The sequence below is a fragment of the Streptomyces sp. NBC_00631 genome, assembly GCF_045206895.1.
Classification (GTDB): Bacteria; Actinomycetota; Actinomycetes; order Streptomycetales; family Streptomycetaceae; genus Streptomyces.
The window spans coordinates 5,724,284-5,747,715 of sequence record NZ_CP107734.1; the positions used below are offsets into that span (position 1 = coordinate 5,724,284).

A 23,432-nucleotide genomic window follows, 5' to 3' on the forward strand; every position below is an offset into this window, starting at 1 on the left:
CCGTCCCCCGCCCGGCACTCAGGCACCCTTGTTGATCGAATGTCTCATTCCCGGCCAAGTCTGCCCGAGGGCACTGACACGTCAAGCACGGTGCCCGTTCCGTGACCGTACGGGAAAGAAGAGCCGCGGAAGCGTTACGGCTGCCGTACGTCCGGTACACAGAATTTGCAGGACAGTGCGTGGTAGGGGTTTGATGGCCGGTCCGTCCACGGGCCGGAACCCGGACCGACGGGTTGCGCGGAGGCTGTAGCGTGGCCGACGGAGACCGTGACAACACCGCGCGCACCGCGGGCAGAAACGACGGCGAGGACCGATGGCACAGACGCACAGCGCCCAGGGCCCGTCCGACCCCGAGGCGACTGGCGGCGGCATGTCAGACGCGCCGGAGATGTGGGGCAACCAGGGCCTGGTCGGCGACGGCCGGTACCGGCTGACCCACCGGCTCGGGCGGGGCGGCATGGCCGAGGTGTTCGCGGCCGAGGACGTACGGCTCGGCCGGACCGTGGCCGTGAAGCTGCTCCGTGCAGATCTCGCCGAGGACCCGGTCTCCAAGGCCCGTTTCACGCGTGAGGCACAGTCCGTCGCCGGGCTCAACCACCACGCGATCGTGGCGGTGTACGACTCCGGCGAGGACGTGGTCGGCGGCCAGTCCGTGCCGTACATCGTGATGGAGCTGGTCGAGGGCCGCACCATCCGCGACCTGCTGATCAACGCCGAGGCGCCCGGCCCCGAGCAGGCGCTGATCATCGTCTCCGGGGTGCTGGAGGCGCTGGCCTACTCGCACCAGCACGGCATCGTGCACCGCGACATCAAGCCCGCCAACGTGATCATCACGCACAACGGCGCCGTCAAGGTGATGGACTTCGGCATCGCCCGCGCCCTGCACGGCGCGTCCACGACGATGACGCAGACCGGCATGGTCATGGGCACGCCCCAGTACCTCTCCCCGGAGCAGGCGCTCGGCAAGGCCGTCGACCACCGCTCCGACCTGTACGCCACCGGCTGCCTGCTCTACGAACTCCTCGCCCTGCGGCCCCCGTTCATCGGCGAGACCCCGCTGGCGGTGGTCTACCAGCACGTCCAGGACATTCCGGTGCCGCCGTCCCAGACCTCCGAGGGCGCCGCCCCGCCGGAGCTGGACGGTCTGGTCATGCGCTCGCTCGCCAAGGAGCCCGACGACCGCTTCCAGACCGCCGAGGAGATGCGCGGCCTGGTCCAGTACGGCCTGCAGATGCTGTACGACCAGGGCGGCCACACCGGCACCTGGAACACCGGCCCGGTCAACGTGCACGACGGCCGGCACACCCCGGCGGCCGGCTTCGCCGGTACGACCGTGATGCCGCACCCGACGACCGGCGCCGGGACGACGCAGATCCCGCAGCCGATCCTGCCGGGCGGCTACGGGGGCGGCGACGACGGCGGCTTCGAGGGGCACGGCAACCGGGGCAGCGGCCGCGGCAAGCTGTGGATCCTCGCGGTCCTCGCGGTGATCGCCGTCGCGGCGGGCGTCGCGCTGGCGCTGAACAACGGCGGTGGCGGCGGCGACGGCGGCACCGGTACGACGCAGTCGCCGACGACCTCGCAGACCACCAAGGACGACACTGCCAGCGCGAGCCCCTCCGACGAGGACAGCGCCACGGCCACCGACACGGAGACCGACGACAGCGGCTCGGACACCAATAACAACAACGGCTACACGCCGTCGTCGACCCCGTCGTACACCCAGTCCCAGACGCAGAGCAGCGAGCCGAGCGACGAGCCGTCGGACACCGCGTCCGCCTCGCAGCCCACCGACACCGAGAGCTCCCCGGACGCGGAGCCCTCCGACACGACCGGCACCGACGGCGGCGACAGCGGCGGCGACGCCGGCAACACGATCTCCGGCGCCGGCCTCGGCGGCGGTTGAAGGACCCCGGCACCCCTCGGCTGACCGGCCGCTCCAAGCCGACCGGGGCCGCACCAGGCTCACCGGCCGCACCCGGCCGACCGGTCGGCACCGGCTCACCGGCCGTCACTCGACGAAGGCGTCGCACACCGCGTCGTACTCCCTGGTCCACCACACGGCGAGGGCCGAGGCGGCCGGGAACTGGGGGTCCGCGCGGGTGTCGCCGCGCTCGTAGTGCCAGCGCAGCATCCAGAAGTCGTTGAGCCGCTCCCACCACACGCGGTGCACGGCCGCCGCGAGCTCGGAGGGCGTGGCTCCGGCCGCGCGCCGGTACGCGCGCGCGTACGCCCGTACCTTCCGCAGGTCGAGCGCCCCCGCCGGGCGCACGAAGAAGATCACTGCGGCGCGTACGGCCTCCTCGGCGCGGGGCTGCACGCCGAGCCGGTCCCAGTCGACGATCGCGGCCGGCGCGTCGTCCTTGTAGAGCAGGTTGAACGGGTGGAAGTCGCCGTGCACCCAGCCCACCGAGGCGCCGCGCGGCGGGCGCCTCGCGGCGTGCTGTTCCAGGAGCGCACGGCGTTCGAGCAGCCGGTGGCGGGCGAGTTCGTCGAAGGCGTCGGCGGGGCGGTGCCGGCTGACGTGGGCGAGCAGGTCGTCGATGAGCGCGAAGGTGTCGGCGGGGTCGGCGCTCTCGACGGGATGGGGGCCGGTGGCCGGCCTGGTACGTCCTTTGGGTGGCATCACGCGCTCCAGACAGGCGTGCACGGCGCCCAGGAGCGCGCCGAGCCGCGCGCACTCCCCGCGTGTGAGCTGTCCGCCGTGCCGGTGCCGGCCGTCGATCCAGGGGTGCAGCGCGTAGGCGTGGCCGCCGACGACGGCGACCGTACGGCCGTCGCGGCCGGCGAGGGGCGGGGCGACCGGGACGCCGAGGGCGGCCAGCCGGAGGGTGGCCAGATGACGCCGTTCGATGGCGGCCGGGTCGGCGGTGTCCGGATCGAAGTGGTGCTTCAGGAAGTAGCGGCCGCGGGTGGTGCAGAGGCGGTAGCCGCGGTTGAGCAGGCCCTGTTCGACCGGCTCGCAGGCGAGCGCGGAACCGGCGGCGTACAGCCGGAGCAGGGTGCCCAGAGGGGGCGCGTGGGGCACTGGGGGTGGTACACATGGGCGCGGCACGCGCCAGATGCTAGGGCACGCATCACCCCTGTGAGCTGGGCGTTGTCACAGTCAGTCGCCGATGGTCGCCTTCGGTCACGCCATGGACCGTGGCGAATGCAAGTGCGAAAGTTTGGCCCCCGGGGCGGGGTGCGGGGCGTAGGCTCGCGGCGCCGCGCGCCGTGTCCGGCGCGCAGGCAGGACCCCGCGAAGTCTTCCCGTGGCCCCGGGCGGCGGGATAACGTGCCGTTGCTCCGGCCTCCTGCAAGGCTCTGACCAGCGACCTTCCGGCCCGCGTCGATCTCCTGGGGAACCCAAGTGGAAAGTACTTGGATTTCCAAGCAAAAACGCAGGTCAGGAGGGGTTTCACAGAAATGTGGAGCACTGGGTAACGTGCTTGTTGCAGGGCGCTCGCCGGGGCACCTGTCACGCCTGTTCCCGGCCGAGTGGCACCCACCCCGTGCCACGGGTGTCGGAAGCAGGTGAGCCGCACTGGTTCACCCGGCAACCCCGGGGGCCGGACCGACGGAGGAGCACACGTGACCGTGGACAGCAGTGCCGCGAGTGAACCGCGACGCAGCGCCGCAGGCAAGGCCGGTACCACCGGCAGCAAGACCGGCACCAAGCGCACCACTCGCACCGCCAGTCGCACCACCACCCGCACCGTCTCGAAGAAGAGCACCGAGCCCCAACTCGTGCAGCTGCTGACCCCCGAGGGCAAGCGGGTCAAGAACGCCGAGTACGACGCATACGTCGCCGGGATCACCCCCGAGGAGCTGCGCGGCCTGTACCGCGACATGGTGCTCACCCGCCGCTTCGACGCCGAGGCCACCGCCCTGCAGCGCCAGGGCGAGCTGGGCCTGTGGGCGTCCCTGCTCGGCCAGGAGGCCGCCCAGATCGGCTCCGGCCGGGCCACCCGCGAGGACGACTACGTCTTCCCGACCTACCGCGAGCACGGCGTCGCCTGGTGCCGCGGGGTCGACCCGACCAACCTGCTGGGCATGTTCCGCGGCGTCAACCACGGCGGATGGGACCCCAACAGCAACAACTTCCACCTCTACACGATCGTCATCGGCTCCCAGACGCTGCACGCCACCGGCTACGCGATGGGCATCGCCAAGGACGGCGCGGACAGCGCGGTGATCGCCTACTTCGGCGACGGCGCCTCCAGCCAGGGCGACGTCGCCGAATCGTTCACCTTCTCCGCGGTCTACAACGCCCCGGTCGTGTTCTTCTGCCAGAACAACCAGTGGGCGATCTCCGAGCCGACCGAGAAGCAGACCCGTGTCCCGCTCTACCAGCGCGCCCAGGGCTTCGGCTTCCCCGGCGTCCGCGTCGACGGCAACGACGTGCTGGCCTGCCTCGCGGTCACCAAGTGGGCGCTGGAGCGCGCCCGCAGCGGCGAGGGACCGACGCTCGTCGAGGCGTACACGTACCGGATGGGCGCCCACACCACCTCCGACGACCCGACCAAGTACCGGGCCGACGAGGAGCGCGAGGCCTGGGAGGCGAAGGACCCGATCCTGCGCCTTCGCCGGTACCTGGAGGCCTCAAACCACGCGGCCGAGGGATTCTTCGCGGAACTGGAGACCGAGTCCGAGGCGTTGGGCAGGCGAGTGCGCGAAGCGGTGCGGGCCATGCCGGACCCGGACAACTTCGCCGTCTTCGAGAACGTGTACGCCGACGGGCACGCGCTCGTCGACGAGGAGCGAGCCCAGTTCGCCGCCTACCAGGCGTCGTTCGCGGACGTAGAGGGGGTCTGACCATGGCAGCGGAAAAGATGGCTCTGGCCAAGGCGATCAACGAGTCGCTGCGCCGCGCGTTGGACTCGGACCCCAAGGTCCTCGTCATGGGCGAGGACGTCGGCAAGCTCGGCGGCGTCTTCCGGGTCACCGACGGCCTCCAGAAGGACTTCGGCGAGAGCCGCGTCATCGACACCCCCCTCGCCGAGTCCGGCATCGTCGGCACCGCGATCGGCCTCGCCCTGCGCGGCTACCGCCCCGTGGTGGAGATCCAGTTCGACGGCTTCGTCTTTCCGGCGTACGACCAGATCGTCACCCAGCTCGCCAAGATGCACGCACGCTCGCTGGGCAAGGTCAAGATGCCGGTCGTCGTGCGCATCCCCTACGGCGGCGGCATCGGTGCGGTCGAGCACCACTCCGAGTCCCCCGAGGCGCTGTTCGCGCACGTGGCCGGCCTGAAGATCGTCACCCCGGCCAACTCCTCGGACGCCTACTGGATGATGCAGCAGGCCATCCAGAGCGACGACCCGGTGATCTTCTTCGAGCCCAAGCGCCGCTACTGGGACAAGGGCGAGGTCAACACGGAGGCGATCCCCGGTCCGCTGCACAAGGCGCGCGTGGTCCGTGAGGGCACCGACCTGACCCTCGTCGCCTACGGCCCGATGGTGAAGCTCTGCCAGGAGGCGGCCGACGCCGCGGCCGAGGAGGGCAAGTCCCTGGAGGTCCTGGACCTCAGGTCCGTCTCCCCGCTCGACTTCGACTCCATCCAGGCCTCGGTCGAGAAGACCCGCCGCCTGGTCGTGGTCCACGAGGCGCCGGTGTTCTTCGGTTCGGGCGCGGAGATCGCCGCCCGCATCACCGAGCGCTGCTTCTACCACCTGGAGGCCCCGGTCCTCAGGGTCGGCGGCTACCACGCCCCCTACCCGCCGGCCCGCCTGGAGGAGGAGTACCTACCGGGCCTTGACCGGGTGCTCGACGCCGTCGACCGTGCCCTGGCGTACTGAGGAGAGGGTCGTGACGACGATGACGGAAGCGTCCGTACGCGAGTTCAAGATGCCGGACGTGGGCGAGGGGCTCACCGAGGCGGAGATCCTCAAGTGGTACGTCCAGCCCGGTGACACGGTCACCGACGGCCAGGTGGTGTGCGAGGTCGAGACGGCGAAGGCGGCCGTCGAACTCCCCATCCCCTACGACGGCGTGGTCCGCGAACTGCGCTTCGCCGAGGGCACCACGGTGGACGTGGGCACGGCGATCATCGCGGTGGACGTGACAGGCGGGGCGCCGGCCGACGAGCCCGCCGTGACTCCGGCCCCGGAGCCGGAGCCGGCGAAGAAGCCGGAGGGCCGCCAGCCGGTCCTCGTCGGCTACGGCGTGGCGGCCTCGTCCACCAAGCGCCGCCCGCGCAAGGGCCCGGAGGTCACGGTCGCGGAGACGGCGGTCCAGGCAGCGGTCCAGCACGAGCTGAACGGCCACGGCGCCGCCCCGGTCCCCGCCCCTGTCTCCACTCCCGCCCCGGCCGCGGAGGACCGCTCCCGCCCGCTGGCGAAGCCGCCGGTGCGCAAGCTGGCGAAGGACCTGGGCGTCGACCTGACCACGGTGACCCCGTCCGGCCCGGACGGCATCATCACCCGCGAGGACGTGCACGCGGCGGTGGCGGTGCCGGAACCGGTGGCGGCCCCACAGCCGGCGCCCGCCGCTCCCACGACAGCCCCCGCGGCAACGTCGTACGACACCGCGCGCGAGACCCGCGTCCCCATCAAGGGCGTCCGCAAGGCGACGGCGGCGGCCATGGTCGGCTCCGCGTTCACCGCACCCCACGTCACCGAGTTCGTCACGGTGGACGTGACCCGCACGATGAAGCTGGTGGAGGAGCTGAAGCAGGACAAGGACCTGCAGGGCCTTCGGGTCAACCCGCTCCTTCTCATCGCCAAGGCGTTGCTGGTCGCCATCAGGCGCAACCCGGACGTCAACGCCTCCTGGGACGAGGCGAACCAGGAGATCGTGCTCAAGCACTACGTCAACCTGGGCATCGCCGCGGCTACCCCGCGCGGCCTGATCGTCCCGAACATCAAGGACGCCCACGCGAAGACGCTCCCGCAACTGGCGGAGGCGCTCGGTGAGCTGGTCGTCACGGCCAGGGACGGCAAGACGTCACCCGCCGCGATGCAGGGCGGCACGGTGACCATCACCAACGTCGGCGTCTTCGGCATCGACACGGGCACGCCGATCCTCAACCCGGGTGAGGCGGCGATCCTGGCCGTCGGCGCCATCAAGCTCCAGCCGTGGGTCCACAAGGGCAAGGTGAAGCCGCGTCAGGTCACGACCCTGGCCCTGTCCTTCGACCACCGGTTGGTGGACGGAGAACTGGGCTCCAAGGTCCTGGCGGACATCGCCGCGATCCTGGAGCAGCCGAAGCGGTTGATCACCTGGGGGTGAGCCCCGGGAGAAGTGAGAGAAGGGCGAGAGAGTGACTTCCAGTCACGCTCTCGCCCTTCTTTGACCTGCGCAAACGCTGAGAGTGTAACTTCTGGTTACGGTCTCGCGGACACTCTCGGCCTGAGAGGAATAGGGTGACAGCGGGCGGCCGCAAGTTCCGATTGCGACCGCCCACTCCCTTTAGAGCTGGTTGAGCACGTAGACCGGCGCCCCCTCCTCCGTCCCACCCCGCGAGTGAATGCAGGCGTGCTTGCGCAGCAGACGGAGACACTCGTTGACCCGGTGCACCGTCAGGCCGGTACGCGCGGCGATCGATTCGAGCGGCTCTCGCAGCTCACCCTTCTCGACGAGGACAGGGGCGATCACGACGGCCACCGTCCATACGTCCTCGGTCACCGACAACCGCCGCCGCCAGTCGGCGAGTACGGACTCGGTGGTCGGCAGCGCCGTGGGCGGGCCGTACGGCTTACGCCTTTCGAGGACGAGGTCGTCGAGCCGGTCCGCGATGCGTTCCATGGCCCGGACCATGGCCTGCTGCACGGCGAGCGTGCTCCTCTACAGCTCGATCAGCTCGCGCTGCCCGCTCACCAGCTGCTCGTCCAGCTGAAGGTTGTGTGCCTCAAGCCGGACGATGGCATCCGCGACCTGCTCCGGCATGGCGTACGCGACGGGCGCGCCCGGTTCGGTCGGCTGCACCTCGGCCTCTTCGAGAGTGTAAGAACCCTCGCGCTGCACTGTCTCGATGACCTCCGCAACCCACTGCTTGAAGGGGGCGCAGGCGGGCTTCGTGCAGCCGTTGACGAGGATGATCAGGCCCTAGAGATCGATGAGATTCATGTCTCGGCGCCAGTCCCGACCTGCGGGAATGCTGAGAGCGTAACCTCCAGTTACGCTCTCAATACACTCTCGGTGCTCTTCTGGAACGTGGTCGGCGAGAGCCTTCCGAGAGTTGGCGTACCCCAGCTCCTTGCACACATCCACCGCCGGAAACCAGTGCCTCCCGTCCGGCATGGTCAGTCGTCGTACTCGCGCTCCGGTCGCCGCGTACACGAAGTCGCTGACGTCGATGGCCTCGTGGCGGCCGGCGGGTGTCGCCTTCTTGCTTGGTTCGTTCATCTGAACCACCTCCGCCGCGGAACCTAAGGCGGAGAAAATCGAATATGCCAGCTAAATACCGCAATGTTCATGAATGCGAGGGAAGAACCTGCGTTCTGCTGCGCTGGGCTGCTGGGGTATGTCAGACCCACCGGGAACTGGGAGGAGGCGAGAGAGTGACTTCCAGTCACTCTCTCGCCTTTCGCTGACCTGCGCGGAATCTCTCGGCGTTAGGATCAGGCAGCGGTACTGCCGACCATGAGGACCTTGACGGCGACAGTGGTTCCGTCGATCTCGTAGGTAGCCCGGTAGATGCCCATGCGCAACCGCCGGAGGCTGGTCCCACCAAGCTTGCTGCTGGCGGAGGGCTCAGGGTCGGTGGCAAGAGAATTGATCGCCTTCGCGAGCGGCTTCACGGCGTCGCCGTCTCGTGCTCGGAGCCGCTTGAGGCCTTCGGAAGCCATCCGTTTCCAGACGATGGTGTAGTTCAAGAGGCTTCCGCTCCGGTGACAAGGGCTTCGATCTCGGCCTGGGTGGCGGTAGAGCCGTCCGCAAACCGGGCGTACAGCGATACGGCCACGTCGGCGAAGTCGATCGCCTGCTCGCGTGTGTCCTCGTCCGGTGCCGAGTCGGCGAGGGACTGGGTCCACCAGTGGTTGAGGAAGGCCTCGAAACGGCCGGAGTCGGACAGGGTGCCGAGTTCTGTGTAGAAGTCGGCTCGATGGTCGAGGCGCAGCGCCGTCCCGATGCCGTCGACCGTGCGCTGGACGACGTCCCCCGTGAACCCGGTGGCTTGCCTGGCCTCCGTCACCGCGCCGTGCCATTCGGCTGCCATCTGTGTCTCCTTTCGCCGCGGGGCCACGGTACGGGCAGGACACCTTCGGAGACGGTTGAGCAAGTTACGCATCGGGGACCCTCGCGATGCCGAGTTCCGCCCAGACGCTCTTCCCGACAGCGGGTTTCTCCACGGACCAGCGGGAGGCAAGCGTGTGGACGATGAGCAGGCCACGGCCGGATTGATCACCGGGGCGGCGGAGACGGCGGCGTCAGGGAGCCGTTCGCCTCTCGGGTCGGTGACGGAGCCGCGGAGCGCGGTGCCGGTTGGTGACGTCTCGACGCGGAACAGGCGGTCCTGCAGGCACCCGTGCAATAAGGCGTTCGTGCACGACTCGCCGGCCAGTAGAGCTGCGTCACCAGCGACGCCGGGGTGTCCCCAGGCGACGGCGAATTGAGCGACGTGTCTGCGGGCGCGAGGGTGCCGTTCCTGGCAGGGGCCAATCCCGACATGATCGGGGCGTTCAGTATCGTCTCGTTCGCTGAACCCGCAGCACTGGACGTCGTACACATGGATGTACCTTCTTCCACCCTCTGGCTTGAGAGTGAAGAGGACGCCGCCCGTCATGGCCGGACCTTCGACCGCATCGCGCGGGTCGGGCTGGCGGAACGCAACGCCGTCGATCTGATTGAGACCATTCGCAAGGAGTTGGAGACCCAGTGAACGAGTTCGAGTTCGTCAAGTCCATCCGGGTCTCTCCGTCGGCCTGGGCATCGTTCGCGATATCCGCAGGACGCTCTCGGGTATGAGCGCTCGCCGCACACGGGTCGTAGAACCCGGCTCGGCAATCGAGTGGGGCGACCGTCACGCCGTTGATGGCGGCGCCGTGGAGCGGACGTTTCTTCTGGACAGACAGGCCGGCGCTGTGCCGGGCGTGCTCTGGCTGCCGTCCGCGTCGCTCTCGTCGCCGCCCGCCCTGGTCCTGCTGGGGCACGGTGGCAGCGGGCACAAGCGAAGTGAGCGCATCGTCAGCCTGGCCCGTTGGTTCGCCGCACGGGGCATCGCCGCTGTCGCGATCGACGGGCCGTACCACGGCGACCGAGTTCCCGGTCTGCTGAGCGTCGCGGAGTATCAGTCTCGCGTGGTCGAAGAAGGGATCGACGTCGTTCTCGACCGGATGGCCGAGGACTGGCAGGCGTGTGTGGACGCTCTCGCCGGCCTGGGTGTTACCGACGAAGACAACCTCGCCTACCTCGGGATGTCCATGGGAACCCGGTTCGGCCTCCCCTTGGCGGCTGCCCTGGGTGACCGGCTCCGCTGTGCGGTTCTGGGCAAGTTCGGCCTCAGCCAGGCCCCGGCCCTGCACAGCGGCCTGGCTGCCCCGGAACGCGTCGCGACGGACGCCGGACGGACAACCGCCCCCGTCCTGTTCCACGTCCAATGGGATGACGAGATCTTTCCCCGGGACGGGCAACTGGCCCTCTTCGACATGTTCGGGGCGAAGGAGAAGATGCTGATCGGGTTTACCGGTCGCCATGGCGAGACCCAGGATGTTGCTGTCGACTTGTGGCGTGACTTCGTGTGCCGCCATCTTCAGGCCGGGCGCGGCTGAACGGCGAAGGCCCGCCGCGCGAGGACAATCGCTGCGGCGGGCCTTCGTCGGATCGGTGTGCGGTGTATCAGATCGTCGAGAAGCCGTAGTTCAGAAGCTTCGTGGCGTCCGTCGCGCGCTGGGTGATCGAGGAGGAGGCGAGGACGGTGCCGATGACCGTCTTGCCGTTGCGGGTGGCGGCGAAGACCAGGCAGTACTTGGCCTCGGGGCCGGAGCCGGTCTTGATGCCGATGGCGCCGCTGTAGCTGCTGAGCAGCGTGTTGGTGTTGGTCCACGTGCCCATGGTGCGGGTGGAACCGGTCTTGGTGATCGTCTTCGCCGTGTACTTCTTCGTCTTGACGACCGTGCGGAAGGTGGAGTTCTTCATCGCGCTGCTGGCGATCTTCGTCAGGTCGCGCGGCGTCGAGTAGTTGTTGCCGTTGCCGATGCCGTCGAAGGAGTCGAAGTGGGTGTGGGTCAGACCCAGGTTCTTCGCCGCGGTGTTCATCTTGGAGATGAAGCTGGCGACGCGCTTGGCGCGGGTGGTGCCCGACCCGTACGTGTCCGCGAGCGCGTAGGCGGCGTCGCAGCCGGAGGGCAGCATCAACCCGTAGAGCAGCTGGCGGACGGTGACCTTGTCGCCGACGATGAGGTGCGCCTGGGAGGCGTTGTTGGCGACGACGTAGTCGCTGTACGCCTTCTGGATCGTGACCTTCTTGTCGAGGTTCAGGTTCGACTGCGCGAGGACGACCTTGGCGGTCATGACCTTCGTGGTCGAACCGGTGGACAGCTTGGTGTCCGCCGCCTTCGTGTACAGCGTCTTCGCGTTCGCGTTGTTCATCGCGTAGCCGCCCTTGGCCACGATCGAGGGCTTGGTGACGGCCTGCGCGGGCGCCGCGGTGAGGGCCCCGGTCGCGAGCATCGCGCCGGACGTGACGGCGATGGCGACGGCCTTGCGGAGGCGAGTGCCCTTAATACCGGTAATCAACTGAAATACCCCGAGTCGAGTCGAGTCGTAATGCCCCTGGCGTGCGGCCGAGTTGGGGGTGCCGAAGCAAGTGGGGCCGCACGTGTGTGACACGTAAGTAGCACAGATGGTTGTGCGGCTGCTGAGAGCGATTTACGTCACGTCCGGATGATGGACGCCCGTGCCGCTTGCGTACGTGTTGTATCTAAGCTGTGGGCATGAGCCTGGCCGTCAAGCAGCCCCCCGCCGCCGACCGCGTCTACTCCCACGTCAAGCAGGGCGTCCTGGACCGCCACTACGAAGGCGGCACCCTCCTCACCGAGGGCGAGCTGGCCGAGGCCGTGGGAGTCTCCCGCACCCCGGTACGGGAAGCGCTGCTGCGTCTCGAGGTCGAGGGCCTGATCAAGCTCTACCCGAAGAAGGGCGCCATGGTGCTGCCCGTCTCCGCGCAGGAGATCGCGGACGTGGTGGAGACGCGGATGCTGGTCGAGGAACACGCGATGCGCAAGGCCGTACCGGCGTCCGCGGGGCTGGTGGCCCGGCTTCAGGAACTGCTCGACCGGCAGAAGGCCGAGGCCGCCGCCGGCGACCTGGCCGCCGCGGCCGTCACCGACCGCTGCTTCCACGCCACGATCGTCCGCGACGGCGGCAACGAGATCCTCTCCCGCCTCTACGACCAGCTCCGCGACCGCCAGTTGCGGATGGGCGTCGCGATCATGCACGCACACCCCGACCGCATCGCCAAGTCGCTGACCGAGCACCAGGAGATCCTGGACGCGCTGCGCGCCGGGGACGCCGAGCGCGCGGTCGAGCTGGTGCACCGGCACGTCGACTGGTTCTCGCACCTGGCGCGGGGTGAGGTCCGATGAGCCGCGGCAGCGCGTCGTTGCCCGGTGATCCGCCGGGCGGCCGCCGGGCCGCCGCGATCTGGGGCATAGGCGTCTCGGTCTACTTCGTCGCCGTCATCTTCCGGACCTCCCTCGGGGTCGCCGGCCTCGACGCCGCCGACCGCTTCCACGTGGGCGCCTCGGCGCTGTCCACGTTCTCGATCCTCCAGCTGCTGGTCTACGCCGGCATGCAGATACCCGTCGGCCTGCTGGTCGACCGACTCGGCACGAAGAGGATGCTGACCATCGGCGCGGTGCTGTTCACCGTCGGTCAGCTGGGCTTCGCCTTCTCCCCGTCGTACGGCACCGCGCTCGCCTCCCGCGCGCTGCTCGGCTGCGGCGACGCGATGACGTTCATCAGCGTGCTGCGGCTCGGTACCCGCTGGTTCCCGGCCCGGCGCGGCCCGCTCGTCGCCCAGCTCGCCGGTCTGGTCGGCATGGCGGGCAACCTCGTCTCCACGCTGGTCCTGGCCCGGCTGCTGCACGGCGTCGGCTGGACACCGGCGTTCGCGGGCAGCGCCCTGGCCGGTGCGGTCGTCCTGGTCCTCGTGTTCCTGTTCCTGAAGGACCACCCCGAGGGGTACGAGCCGGAGCCCTTCCCGCATCAGGGGGCGGTGTACGTGCGCAGGCAGATCGCCGCGTCCTGGCGGGAGCCGGGGACCCGGCTCGGTCTGTGGGTGCACTTCACCACACAGTTCCCTGCGATGGTGTTCCTGCTGCTGTGGGGGCTGCCGTTCCTGGTCCAGGCGCAGGGGCTGTCCCGCGCCACGGCCGGTGAGCTGCTCACCCTGGTCGTCCTGTCCAACATGATGATCGGTCTCGTCTACGGTCAGATCGTCGCCCGGCACCACACGGCGCGGCTGCCGCTGGCGCTCGGCACGGTCGCGGCGACGGCCGTGGTGTGGGGGGCGACGCTGGTGTATCCGGCCGAGCATGCGCCGATGTGGCTGCTGGTGGTGTTGTGCGCGGTGCTGGGGGCGTGCGGGCCGGCGTCGATGATCGGGTTCGACTTCGCGCGTCCCGCCAACCCGCCCGAGCGACAGGGGACCGCGTCCGGGATCACCAACATGGGTGGTTTCGTGGCCTCGATGACGACGTTGTTCGCGGTGGGTGTGCTGCTGGATGCCACCGGCGACAACTACACGGTGGCCTTCTCGTGCGTGTTCGTGCTGCAGGCGCTGGGGGTGAGCCAGATTCTGCGGTTGCGGGGGCGGGCGGTTCGGCGGGAGCGGGAACGGTTGGTGGCGAGCCGGGTGGAGACCGTGCACGTGCCTGCGTGATTTCTTCTCCCACCCGCGCACCACCCGTTCACCGTCGGCGGAGAGGCCGGGCGACCTGCGGGGGCGATCGCCGTCGGCGGCTTTCCGGAAGTGCGACCGGTCAGCCGGGACTTGCGACCGGTCGGTCAGGGTGTGCGGCTGGTCGGTCGGGGTGTGCCGTCGGTCGGGGTGTGCGGTCGGTCAGCCTGGATGTGCGGTCCGTCAGCCCGGATGTGTGGCCGGTCGGTCAGCCGTCGGTGCGGCGGCCGCCTTGCGCGTCGGCGCGGAGGCCGGTGGGGTGCTGGCGGTGGGGTGGTCATTGCTGTGTCGGGGTCAGGGTCAGGTAGGCCAGGCCAAGTACGCCTCGGTACGTCAGCCAGGCCTTGCGGTGGGTGTCGAGGCGTTCGCGGGTCTCCGGGGCCAGGGGGTGGCCCGGGTTGGATGCCAGCCATACCTCGGTGTCCGCCTGGTACGCCGACTCGAACTCCTCCCACTCGTCCAGGCTCGCCGTCTCGATCCACTCCGGGCGGAAGCCGGCGGCCACCGCCAGGTCGACCAGGGTGGCCAGGTCGTGGTGGTCGGTGGCCGAGGCGCCCGGCCACATCGCGGCCAGCTCCGCCTCGGACGGGGTGCGCTGCCAGAAGCCCTCACCGAGCAGGACGCGCCCGCCGTCGGCCACCAGCCGCCGCAGCTCCCGCAGGGCCGGCACCAGGTCGTCGCTCAGCGCCTGGCTCGCCCCGAGGCACAGCACCACGGCGGAGGGCCCCCGGCCGGTGCCCACCGCCGACTCCTCAACGAACTCCACCCGGTCGGCCAGCCCCCGCGCCGCGGCGGCCCGCCGCCCCCGCAACAGGTCCGCCGCGTTCACGTCCACTCCGACGCCCCGCGCCTGCGGTACGGCCGTCAGCAGCCGGAGCATCAACTCGCCCCATCCGCAGCCGATGTCCAGCACGCTGCCGGGACGCGGGCCGGCGAGGCGCCGGACCATCGCGGCCGCGCGGGCCTCGGAGAGCGGGCCGTGGAAGGTGAGCCGGGTGAGGCGGGGCGGGAGGTCGTCCTGCGGTGCGGTGGCTGTGGTCATGCGGGGAAAGATAGGTCTCGGCAGCCGCTGCGGGCACCGCATTATCGGCACACCGGATCACCGGCGTACCTTCTCCCGTTTCTTTCCCGATTTTTACTGGGTGACCGCGAAGTTGCGCAGGATCGCCGCCGTCAGCTCCTGGTCGCCCTCCGCCTTCACCCGGTCCGCGACCGCGTCCGGGGTGGTGCGGCCACAGGCCAGGCGGACGTAGGTCTCCCAGTCGAGGGTGAAGATGGCGGCGGGGCCGAGGGCGGGGGTGGCCTCCAGGGTGCCGCGGCCCTGGATGTCGATGCGGATCGTGCGCAGGAACTCGATGGGGCCGTGCACGTCGAAGATGACGGACGAACTGCGCGGGGCGCCCGCGTCGTTGGCGACGACCCGGGGCAGCTCGCCGAGCAGCACGTCCCGGGCGACCTGCGCGCCCGGCGAGTCGAGGTTGCCCGGCCGCCCCAGCGCCGCCCGCAGGTCCTGCTCGTGCACCCACACGTCGAACGCGCGGTTGCGCATGGCCTCTTCGAGGGTGATCTCCTTGCCCATCGGCCCGCGCACGAGGTGCCCCGGCTCCCGCGACTCGTTGCGCAGCTGGCGGTTGCGGCGGATGACCGTGTACTCCAGCTCCGAGGTCATCTCGGGTGCCGTGTGGTGGCGTCGGGCGTCGACCTGCATCTCCATGTAGCGCTGGTGCTCGTTGGTGATGTGGAAGAGGTCGCGCGGCAGGGTGTGGATGGGGCGCGGGTCGCCGAGCATCTCGCAGTCCAGGCCGATGACATGGGAGACCACGTCCCGCACCGACCAGCCCGGGCACGGTGTCCGCCGGTTCCACTCGCCCTCGACAAGCGGCGTCACCAGCTCGGATATCGCTTCGATGGAGTGGGTCCAAGCGTCGGCGTAGGGCTGGAGGGTGGGATGCAGACTCACGGAACGGGACCCCTCGGCGGTCGGTACTCGGGCAGGTGGTGGCGGCGCTGCCAGTGGGAGGTTGGCTGCTGTCGGCGGGTGTCTTGAGACGCTAAGTTACGCTGCTGTGAGGCACCCCGGCAGTGCTTTCGTGTGACGATCGTAGGCCCGTGTGAACGGCTCGAATGCCAGGACGGTGGTAGTGTGCGCGCCTCGCTCATCCAGATCGATGTAAACGAGGATGAATCGGTCGAATCTCGTCGGCAACGCGTGACCGCACTCGTGCGCGAGCAGGCGGATGCCGATCTGGTCGTACTGCCAGAGCTGTGGACGACGGGGGCGTTCGCCTACGAGCAGTTCGCGGCGGAGGCCGAGCCGCTCGAAGGCCCGACGTACGAGGCGATGGCGAAGGCGGCGAGCGACGCGGGCGTCTGGCTGCACGCCGGCTCGATCCCGGAACGGGACCCGGAGGGCCCCCTCTACAACACGGCTCTCGTCTTCTCCCCCTCCGGTGAGCTGGCCGCGGCCTACCGCAAGATCCACCGCTTCGGCTTCGACAAGGGCGAGGCGGTGCTGATGGGCGCGGGACAGGAGCTGGTGACGGTCCGGCTGCCCGGGACCACCCTTGGCGTGGCCACCTGCTACGACCTCCGTTTCCCCGAACTCTTCCGCGGACTCGTCGACGCCGGCGCCGAGACGCTGGTGCTCTCGGCGGGCTGGCCCGAGCGGCGACGCGCGCACTGGACGCTGCTGGCCCAGGCGCGGGCGGTCGAGAACCAGGCGTTCGTGCTCGCGTGTGGAACGGCCGGGACGCACGCCGGAGTTCCGCAGGCGGGTCACTCGATCGTGGTGGATCCGTGGGGCGAGGTGCTGGCCGAGGCGGGCGCCGGCGAGGAGATCCTCACCGTCGACCTGGACCCGTCCAAGGTCGCCGCGACCCGCGAACAGTTCCCGGCCCTCAAGGACCGCCTCCTGGGCCTTCAGCCCCCACGCCACCGCTAGTCCTCGTCCCGCTCCTTGTCGGCGAGGTGGATCACGCACACCGCCACCGCGATCAGCAGTGCCGGGTCCGCGTCGTCCCGGACGACGTCGACGCCGTAGGTCTCCCGCACGTGCAGCCAGCGCCGGGAGACCACGGCCAGCAGCTCACCGTCGTACTCCACGGCGAACTCCCGGTCGAGGATCTTGCCGCTGACGTCGAGTTCGGTGCCGTCGACCAGGTGGACCCGGTAGTGGTTGCGCAGCAGCGACAGCCGCTTGCGCCTGATGGTCGCCAGGGGCTCGCCCTCGCGTTCGATCACCATCGTGTCGCGCAGGGCGAACATCTTCTGGTGGAAGTCGACGAGCACGCGCCCGTGCCGGTCCTTCAGCTCGAACGTGTCGCGCACCCGCATGGCCTTGCCGTCGACGAGGAACACCTTGTCGCCGTGCTCGTCCTCGATCCAGTAGTCCTCGCCGAAGCCGAGGAGCCGGTCGCGTACCAGGAATCTCATATCGCTACCGTTCCCCGCCGGGCGCCGGACATCACCGTTCGGCCGGCCGAACTGCCGGGCGGGTGTCGCGCAGGTGAACTTTCCGCAGGGACGCGAATGCCGCCCAACCAGCGGCGGGGGTCCCGAGTCGAACGGTACGTAAGTCGTCACGAACGATCCGTGCGTTCCCGTTCCTCCCGGAGGTACCCCGTATGACACGTATATCCCGTGTGCGCGCGGCCGTCGCGGCCCTCGCCCTCGGCACGGCTGTGGCCGCACCGCTCACCTTGGCCGGTACCGCCGCCGCGGCCACGTCCTCCGCCACGGCCGCGGTCAACCAGTACGACTGGCAGCTCACCTACAGGGCCGCCGCCGGTCAGGCCAACAAGGCCACGGTCACCGCGTCCCTCACCGTGGACCGCGCGGGCATTGCCTACGTGATCGACGACGTCGTCCCGATCAGCGCGGGCCACGGCTGCGCCTATCCCGACAGCGCGGACCACACCAAGGTCTCCTGCCGGGTCGACTTCGTGGACAGCCAGGACCCGTACGCCGCGCTGATCGTGAGCCTCGGTGACCGGGACGACACGCTCGCCTACAAGAACGCCACCGACCAGGTCTACTCCTACGCGGAGATCTCCCTCGGCACCGGCAACGACAAGGCCACCGACTCCGGACGCCTCGACGGCGCGTACGTCTCGGGCGACGCGGGCAACGACACCGTCACCGTCGGCGCGGAGGGCTTGGCCTGGGGCGGCGACGGCAACGACACGATCAACGCGAGCGGCGGCGACAACATCGTCCAGGGCGGCAAGGGCGACGACAAGCTGCACGGCGGCAACGGGGCCCAGTACCTGTCCGGCGACGCCGGCAACGACACGATCACCGGCGGTACCGGGAACGACACCCTGTACGGCGGCACGGGCAACGACCTGCTGTATGGCAACAGCGGCAGCGACAAGCTGTACGGCAACAGCGGGAACGACAAGCTGTACGGCGGCGCCGGCAGGGACACGCTGTCCGGTGGCCCCGGCACGGATGTGGTCCACCAGGACTGAGGCCGCCCGTCGCAGGCGCCTGGCCGGCTTGTCCACAGGCGTCTGAACGGCTTGTCCACAGGCGTCTGAACGGCTGTCGGAGACAGGTGGCACCCTTGGAGCCATGACCCACTCCGCACCCCGACGCGTACGCGTCCGTGCCCCCGAGCTGATCGGCAAGGGCGGCTGGCTGAACACCGGTGACAAGCAGTACACCCTCGCGGACCTGCGGGGACGCATCGTCATCCTCGACTTCTGGACGTTCTGCTGCATCAACTGCCTGCACGTCCTGGACGAGCTGCGTGAGCTGGAGGAGCAGCACCGGGACACGGTGGTGATCATCGGGGTGCACTCGCCCAAGTTCGTGCACGAGGCCGAGCACCAGGCGGTCGTCGACGCCGTGGAGCGGTACGGCGTGGAGCACCCGGTGCTGGACGACCCGGAGCTCGCCACCTGGAAGCAGTACGCGGTCCGGGCCTGGCCGACACTGGTCGTCATCGACCCCGAGGGGTATGTCGTCGCCCAGCACGCCGGCGAGGGACACGCGCACGCGATCGCGCGGCTGGTGGCGGAGCTGGAGGCGGAGCACGAGGCGAAGGGCACCCTCCGGCGCGGCGACGGCCCGTACGTGCCGCCGGAGCCCGAGCCGACCGCCCTGCGCTTCCCCGGCAAGGCCCTGCTGCTGCCCTCGGGGAACTTCCTGGTCAGCGACACCACCCGGCACCAGCTGGTGGAGCTGGCCGAGGACGCGGAGACGGTCGTGCGGCGGATCGGCTCCGGCACGCGCGGTCTCACGGACGGCCCGGCGACGGAAGCCTCCTTCAACGAGCCGCAGGGCCTGGCGCTCCTCGACGACGGCTCGGTGGCCGTCGCCGACACCGTCAACCACGCCCTGCGCCGCCTCGACCTCGCCACCGGTCAGGTGACCACTCTCGCCGGCACCGGCCGCCAGTGGTGGCAGGGTTCGGCGACCTTTGGTCCGGCCCGCGAGATCGACCTGTCCTCCCCCTGGGACGTGGCGGTCTTCGGCGGCAGGGTGTGGATCGCCATGGCCGGAGTGCACCAGCTGTGGGCGTACGACCCGCAGGCGGGGACCGTGGCGGTCGCCGCGGGCACCACCAACGAAGGGCTGGTGGACGGCCCTGCCGCCGAGGCCTGGTTCGCGCAGCCGTCCGGCCTCGCGGCCACCGCCGACCGCCTCTGGCTCGCCGACTCCGAGACGAGCGCCCTGCGCTGGGTCGACCTGGACGGCCAGGTGCACACGGCCGTCGGGACCGGCCTCTTCGACTTCGGCCACCGGGACGGCGCGGCCGACCAGGCCCTGTTCCAGCACCCGCTGGGCGTGACCGCCCTGCCCGACGGCTCGGTCGCGGTCTCCGACACCTACAACCACGCGCTGCGCCGCTACGACCCCGCGACCGGCGAGGTCACCACGCTGGCGACGGACCTGAGAGAGCCGAGCGACGCGGTGCTGGCCGGCGACGACATCGTGGTGGTCGAGTCGGCCCGCCACCGTCTGACCCGGCTGCGGCTGCCCGAGGAGGCGGTCCGGGTGGCGTCGGTCGCCCACCGCACCCAGCGCGCGGCGACCGAGGTCGCTCCGGGCAGGCTCCGCCTGGACGTGATCTTCCAGGCCCCGGCGGGCCAGAAGCTCGACACGCGCTACGGCCCGTCGACCCGCCTCCTGGTCTCCTCGACCCCACCCGAGCTGCTGCTCAAGGGCGACGGCGCGGACACCGACCTGTCGAGAGACCTGGACCTGAACCCGGCCGTCGAGGACGGCGTCCTGCACGTCTCGGCGATGGCCGCGTCCTGCGACGACGACCCGGCGAACGAATACCCGGCCTGCCATGTGCACCAGCAGGACTGGGGAGTCCCGGTACGCATCACGGAGAGTGGGGCGGACCGGCTTCCGCTGGTCCTTGCAGGAATGGATCAGCAGCAGCCGACGTAAAGGGGCACGGGGCTGTGTCGATCTGCGGCTACCGCCGCGTGGGCGTGACCAGCCCCCCACGCACCCGCGGCCGAAGCCCAACCGGCGACCCGGCTACCGCCTCCGCGGAACCAACTTGAACAGCGCCACCCCGGCCGCCACCAGTGTCGTGGCCGCCACCACCATCGCCATGCTGTTGATCCACAGCCCGGTGGCGGCCAGGGTCGCTCCGCCCGCACCTGCCGTGCCCGCGCCGATCACTCTGCCGTACATCGCTTTTCTCCTACGAGGGTTGAGGGGATCTCACGTCGCCACCCACTTCTCCTCGCTGCGGCGCACCAGCCCCCACAGCGAGGTGAAGTAGACGGCGTGCTGGAAGAGGTCGTAGAGCATCTCCGGGAGCATCAGCGCGGCGACCAGGACGGCCTTCGGCCCTGCCCGCCGTACGGAGACGGTCTTCTCGACCACGAAGATCAGGCCGATCGCCGTCCAGAACGGCGAGAGCCCCGGCCAGCCGTACAGCGAGGTGTACGTGGCCATGTAGGTCAGGTAGACCAGGAAGGAGAGCGCACCGAAGCCCATCAGGAACTGCTGGAGGAAGTAGCGGGCGGTGACCTGGGTCCAGCCGTAGTCGCGGAGATTCTCCAGCGCGCCGCGCTGCCACCGCAGCCGCTGGTGCCACAGCTTGGGCAGGCTCGGCATGACCTCGGTGGTGACCGCGCAGCCCGCCGGGGACATCGCCCGGTAGCCGAGGGTCTTGACCGCCTTGGTCATCTCGTCGTCCTCGGTGAGCGAGGCGAGACTGTAGTAGCCGGTGCCGCCGCCGAGTTCGCCCGCCCGGCGTGCCGCGCGGACCTCGCGCAGCACGCGGGCGCGGAACATCGTGCCGGTGCCGGTGAGGACCTGGGCTTTGCCGCCGGTGCGTTCCAGTTCCCAGGCGTAGCGGTGGAACTCCATGCGCTGGAGCAGGCCGAGGAAGCCGCCGCCGTCCTCGCCGTAGAAGACCCCGCCGACGGCGCCGACCTTGCGGTTGAAGGTGGCGAGCGCGGTCTCGACGAACCAGGGGTTGAGGACGGTGTCGGCGTCCTGGACGAGCAGCAGGTCCCGGTCGTCCAGGTGCGGCAGCACCCAGGCGATGGCCTGGTTGAGGGCACCGGCCTTCTTGTGGGTGTTGTCCTGGGTGGGAAAGACCTGGGCGCCGTGGGCGGCGGCGACGGCCGCCGTGTCGTCGGTGCAGTTGTCGGTGACGACGACGATCAGGTCGGGTCGCCGGGTCTGCTCCCAGAGGCCGTCGACGGCGGCGGAGATACGTTCCTGCTCGTTGTGGGCCGGGATCAGGACGGCAAGCCTGGGTCTGCCGTCCGGTTCGTCCGGGGCGGCGTGGGCACGGCGCGTGGCATGACGGCGCACGGCTCGGTACCCCCTGTCGTGAAGGCCGTGGTGGATCCGGAAGTTGATGTTCCGGACCATCGGTGATCCACAGTCTCCACGAAATCCGTACAACTCCGATAGTTGAACGCTGTAACGGATTGCTCACGGTTGCCTGTGATGCCCCTGTGAGTGCGGCTCTGGACCCTCTGGCCGCTCTGTCCGTTACACGCCGTATCCATCGCTGTAGCCGTCACGGCCGTGATGGTGCCGTTCCTCCTCGACCACCGTCGTCGGCGGCACCATGACCCGCCGACGGCTGGCGATGCTGCTGAACGTGGCGACTCCGATGATGCCGACGGCCATCAGGATCAGGCCGACGACGTCGAGGTTGACGCCCTGCATGTGCCAGTCGGTCGCGAACGTGAGGATGGCCCCCACGGCGATGAGGATGATGCACCCGCCGAGCCCCATGAGCGTTGCCTCCCCTTCAGGTTCGGTGGTGGTTCCGGTCCACACCGGGTACCCAGGGGCGGGCGGGTCATGTGCAACTAGCCCTCCAGGAACGCCACCAGCGCGTTCGCCAGCAGGAACGGGTCGTCGGCACCACACAGTTCACGGGCGCTGTGCATGGAGAGGATGGCCGCGCCGATGTCGACGGTCCGGATGCCGTGGCGGGCCGCGGTGATCGGGCCGATCGTGGTGCCGCAGGGCATGGAGTTGTTGGAGACGAAATTCTGGAAGGGCACCCCGGCCCTCTCGCAGGCGGCGGCGAAGACGGCGCGCCCCGAACCGTCCGTGGCGTAGCGGTTGTTGACGTTGACCTTGAGGATCGGACCGCCGTTGACGCGGGGGTGGTGCGTCGGGTCGTGCCGCTCCGCGTAGTTGGGGTGGACGGCGTGACCGGTGTCGGAGGAGAGGCAGACGGTGCCCGCGAAGGCCCGCGCCCGGTCCTCGTACGACCCGCCGCGTGCCAGCACCGAGCGCTCCAGCACGCTGCCGAGCAGCGGCCCGTCCGCGCCGGTGTCGGACTGGGAGCCGGTCTCCTCGTGGTCGAAGGCGGCGAGGACGGGGATGTACGGCAGTTCCGCGCCGCCCGTCGCCACGGCCGCGAGGGCCGCCGTGCCGGCGTGCACGGAGAGCAGGTTGTCCATCCGGGGACCGGCCAGCAGTTCCTGGTCGCGGCCCAGGTAGGCGGGCGGTTCCACGGCGTAGGTCATCAGGTCCCAGCCGGTCACCGAGCCGGCCGGCAGGTCCGCCTCCTGCTCCAGGAAGGCGATCAGGTCGCCGTCGCGGACGTCGTCGCCGAGGCCCCAGATCGGCTGGAGGTGGCGCTGCTTGTCGAGCTTGAGGCCCTCGCTGCTGACCGAACGGTCCAGGTGGATGGCGAGCTGGGGCACCCGCAGCAGCGGCCGGTTCACGTCGACGAGGTGGGTGGAGCCGTCGCGCAGGGTGAGCCGGCCGGCCAGGCCCAGGTCCCGGTCGAGCCAGGAGTTCATCAGGGGGCCGCCGTAGATCTCCACGGCGACCTGGCGGAAGCCGTGCGCGCCGGTGTCCGGCCGGGGCTTGACCCGCAGGTTCGGGGAGTCGGTATGGGCGCCGACGATCCGGAACGGCGTGTGGGGCGCGGCGCCCTCCGGGACGTACCAGGCGATGATCGCGCCGCCGCGCAGCACGTACCTGCCGCCCGATGTGCCGTCCCAGGCGTCCGTCTCGGCGACCTGCCGGAAACCGGCCTTCTCCAGCCGGGCGCCGGCGTTCGCCACGGCGTGGTACGGCGTGGGACCGGCCGCGAGGAAGGACATCAGGTCGTCGGTGTGGCCGCGATCGAAGCGGGAGGGTTCGCTCATGTTCTTCA

The 23,432-nt window shown here is 70.0% G+C and carries 22 protein-coding genes and 1 pseudogene; 11 read left to right on the plus strand and 12 right to left on the minus strand.

All coding sequences use genetic code 11. The features are described from left to right. Nucleotides 1-313: 313 nt before the first annotated feature. A complete protein-coding gene (locus tag OHB00_RS26285) occupies nt 314-1,906 on the plus strand; it encodes a protein kinase domain-containing protein (protein WP_406438083.1) in 1,593 nt (530 codons plus the stop codon). Between the two features lie 105 nt (nt 1,907-2,011). Here OHB00_RS26285 and OHB00_RS26290 read toward each other — a convergent pair whose 3' ends face one another. Continuing rightward, nucleotides 2,012-3,028, minus strand: coding sequence for a phosphotransferase (locus OHB00_RS26290; RefSeq protein ID WP_406438085.1), 1,017 nt, complete (start codon nt 3,026-3,028; stop codon nt 2,012-2,014). Between the two features lie 545 nt (nt 3,029-3,573). Between OHB00_RS26290 and pdhA the strand changes: the two genes are divergently transcribed. Genes pdhA through OHB00_RS26305 form a run of 3 tightly spaced genes read left to right on the plus strand, consistent with a single transcriptional unit; the run spans nt 3,574 to nt 7,212 of the window. Then, nucleotides 3,574-4,797 (plus strand): pyruvate dehydrogenase (acetyl-transferring) E1 component subunit alpha, encoded by a 1,224-nt coding sequence (gene pdhA / locus OHB00_RS26295; RefSeq protein ID WP_406438087.1) that lies wholly within the window; start codon nt 3,574-3,576, stop codon nt 4,795-4,797. A gap of 2 nt (nt 4,798-4,799) precedes the next feature. Continuing rightward, nucleotides 4,800-5,780 carry an alpha-ketoacid dehydrogenase subunit beta gene (locus tag OHB00_RS26300; protein WP_406438089.1) on the plus strand — a complete coding sequence of 327 codons (981 nt, stop codon included), beginning with the start codon at nt 4,800-4,802 and terminating at the stop codon, nt 5,778-5,780. Nucleotides 5,781-5,790: 10 nt separating this feature from the next. Further along, entirely contained in the window at nt 5,791-7,212 is a 1,422-nt protein-coding gene (locus tag OHB00_RS26305) for a dihydrolipoamide acetyltransferase family protein (protein WP_406438091.1), read from the plus strand. 180 nt (nt 7,213-7,392) lie between these two features. Here OHB00_RS26305 and OHB00_RS26310 read toward each other — a convergent pair. The 3 genes and pseudogenes from OHB00_RS26310 to OHB00_RS26320 form a co-directional block, all read right to left on the minus strand. Beyond that, a pseudogene (locus OHB00_RS26310) lies at nt 7,393-8,328 on the minus strand (Bro-N domain-containing protein). 215 nt (nt 8,329-8,543) lie between these two features. Next, nucleotides 8,544-8,798: a type II toxin-antitoxin system RelE/ParE family toxin gene (locus OHB00_RS26315; protein ID WP_406438092.1), complete on the minus strand. Its 255-nt coding sequence runs from the start codon at nt 8,796-8,798 to the stop codon at nt 8,544-8,546. Next, on the minus strand, nt 8,795-9,142 hold the full coding sequence (locus OHB00_RS26320; protein WP_406438094.1) for a hypothetical protein: 348 nt from the start codon (nt 9,140-9,142) through the stop codon (nt 8,795-8,797). Before OHB00_RS26320 ends, OHB00_RS26315 begins: the two co-directional genes overlap by 4 nt. A 372-nt stretch (nt 9,143-9,514) precedes the next feature. Between OHB00_RS26320 and OHB00_RS26325 the strand changes: the two genes are divergently transcribed. After that, entirely contained in the window at nt 9,515-9,805 is a 291-nt protein-coding gene (locus OHB00_RS26325; RefSeq protein WP_406438096.1) for a Scr1 family TA system antitoxin-like transcriptional regulator, read from the plus strand. Nucleotides 9,806-9,887: 82 nt separating this feature from the next. Further along, a complete protein-coding gene (locus tag OHB00_RS26330) occupies nt 9,888-10,694 on the plus strand; it encodes a dienelactone hydrolase family protein (RefSeq protein ID WP_406438098.1) in 807 nt (268 codons plus the stop codon). Between the two features lie 67 nt (nt 10,695-10,761). Here the strand turns inward: OHB00_RS26330 and OHB00_RS26335 are convergent, their stop codons facing one another. Beyond that, nucleotides 10,762-11,661 (minus strand): D-alanyl-D-alanine carboxypeptidase family protein, encoded by a 900-nt coding sequence (locus tag OHB00_RS26335; RefSeq protein WP_406438100.1) that lies wholly within the window; start codon nt 11,659-11,661, stop codon nt 10,762-10,764. A 197-nt stretch (nt 11,662-11,858) separates the two neighbouring features. Here OHB00_RS26335 and OHB00_RS26340 point away from each other — a divergent pair, with 197 nt between their 5' ends. Together OHB00_RS26340 and OHB00_RS26345 are read left to right on the plus strand one after the other, a co-directional pair. After that, entirely contained in the window at nt 11,859-12,509 is a 651-nt protein-coding gene (locus OHB00_RS26340; RefSeq protein WP_406438102.1) for a GntR family transcriptional regulator, read from the plus strand. After that, a complete protein-coding gene (locus OHB00_RS26345; protein WP_406438104.1) occupies nt 12,506-13,807 on the plus strand; it encodes a nitrate/nitrite transporter in 1,302 nt (433 codons plus the stop codon). The genes OHB00_RS26340 and OHB00_RS26345 overlap by 4 nt, the downstream gene beginning before the upstream one ends. Nucleotides 13,808-14,102: 295 nt before the next feature. Here OHB00_RS26345 and OHB00_RS26350 read toward each other — a convergent pair whose 3' ends face one another. Together OHB00_RS26350 and OHB00_RS26355 are read right to left on the minus strand one after the other, a co-directional pair. Beyond that, nucleotides 14,103-14,867, minus strand: a complete 765-nt coding sequence (locus OHB00_RS26350) for an SAM-dependent methyltransferase (protein ID WP_406438106.1) — start codon at nt 14,865-14,867, stop codon at nt 14,103-14,105. 93 nt (nt 14,868-14,960) lie between these two features. Further along, nucleotides 14,961-15,785: a maleylpyruvate isomerase family mycothiol-dependent enzyme gene (locus OHB00_RS26355; protein ID WP_406438108.1), complete on the minus strand. Its 825-nt coding sequence runs from the start codon at nt 15,783-15,785 to the stop codon at nt 14,961-14,963. Nucleotides 15,786-15,968: 183 nt separating this feature from the next. Here OHB00_RS26355 and OHB00_RS26360 point away from each other — a divergent pair, with 183 nt between their 5' ends. Next, nucleotides 15,969-16,766, plus strand: coding sequence for a carbon-nitrogen family hydrolase (locus tag OHB00_RS26360; protein ID WP_406438109.1), 798 nt, complete (start codon nt 15,969-15,971; stop codon nt 16,764-16,766). Here the strand turns inward: OHB00_RS26360 and OHB00_RS26365 are convergent. Beyond that, the gene (locus OHB00_RS26365; RefSeq protein ID WP_406438111.1) at nt 16,763-17,257 is read right to left on the minus strand and encodes an LURP-one-related/scramblase family protein; all 495 of its coding nucleotides are present in this window, start codon (nt 17,255-17,257) and stop codon (nt 16,763-16,765) included. The two genes, OHB00_RS26360 and OHB00_RS26365, sit on opposite strands and share 4 nt — an antisense overlap. Nucleotides 17,258-17,448: 191 nt before the next feature. Here OHB00_RS26365 and OHB00_RS26370 point away from each other — a divergent pair, with 191 nt between their 5' ends. Next, a complete protein-coding gene (locus OHB00_RS26370) occupies nt 17,449-18,294 on the plus strand; it encodes a calcium-binding protein (protein ID WP_406438113.1) in 846 nt (281 codons plus the stop codon). Between the two features lie 103 nt (nt 18,295-18,397). Further along, complete coding sequence (locus OHB00_RS26375) at nt 18,398-20,227, plus strand: thioredoxin-like domain-containing protein (RefSeq protein WP_406438115.1); 1,830 nt, start codon at nt 18,398-18,400, stop codon at nt 20,225-20,227. 93 nt (nt 20,228-20,320) lie between these two features. Here the strand turns inward: OHB00_RS26375 and OHB00_RS26380 are convergent, their stop codons facing one another. The 4 genes from OHB00_RS26380 to OHB00_RS26395 all read right to left on the minus strand — a co-directional run bounded on the left by OHB00_RS26380 (nt 20,321) and on the right by OHB00_RS26395 (nt 23,424). Continuing rightward, entirely contained in the window at nt 20,321-20,479 is a 159-nt protein-coding gene (locus OHB00_RS26380) for a hypothetical protein (protein WP_384045606.1), read from the minus strand. Between the two features lie 30 nt (nt 20,480-20,509). Next, entirely contained in the window at nt 20,510-21,616 is a 1,107-nt protein-coding gene (locus tag OHB00_RS26385) for a glycosyltransferase family 2 protein (protein WP_406438117.1), read from the minus strand. Nucleotides 21,617-21,799: 183 nt separating this feature from the next. Continuing rightward, complete coding sequence (locus OHB00_RS26390) at nt 21,800-22,048, minus strand: DUF6458 family protein (protein WP_406438119.1); 249 nt, start codon at nt 22,046-22,048, stop codon at nt 21,800-21,802. A gap of 77 nt (nt 22,049-22,125) precedes the next feature. Beyond that, nucleotides 22,126-23,424 carry a M18 family aminopeptidase gene (locus OHB00_RS26395; protein ID WP_406438121.1) on the minus strand — a complete coding sequence of 433 codons (1,299 nt, stop codon included), beginning with the start codon at nt 23,422-23,424 and terminating at the stop codon, nt 22,126-22,128. Between the last annotated feature and the right edge of the window lie 8 nt (nt 23,425-23,432).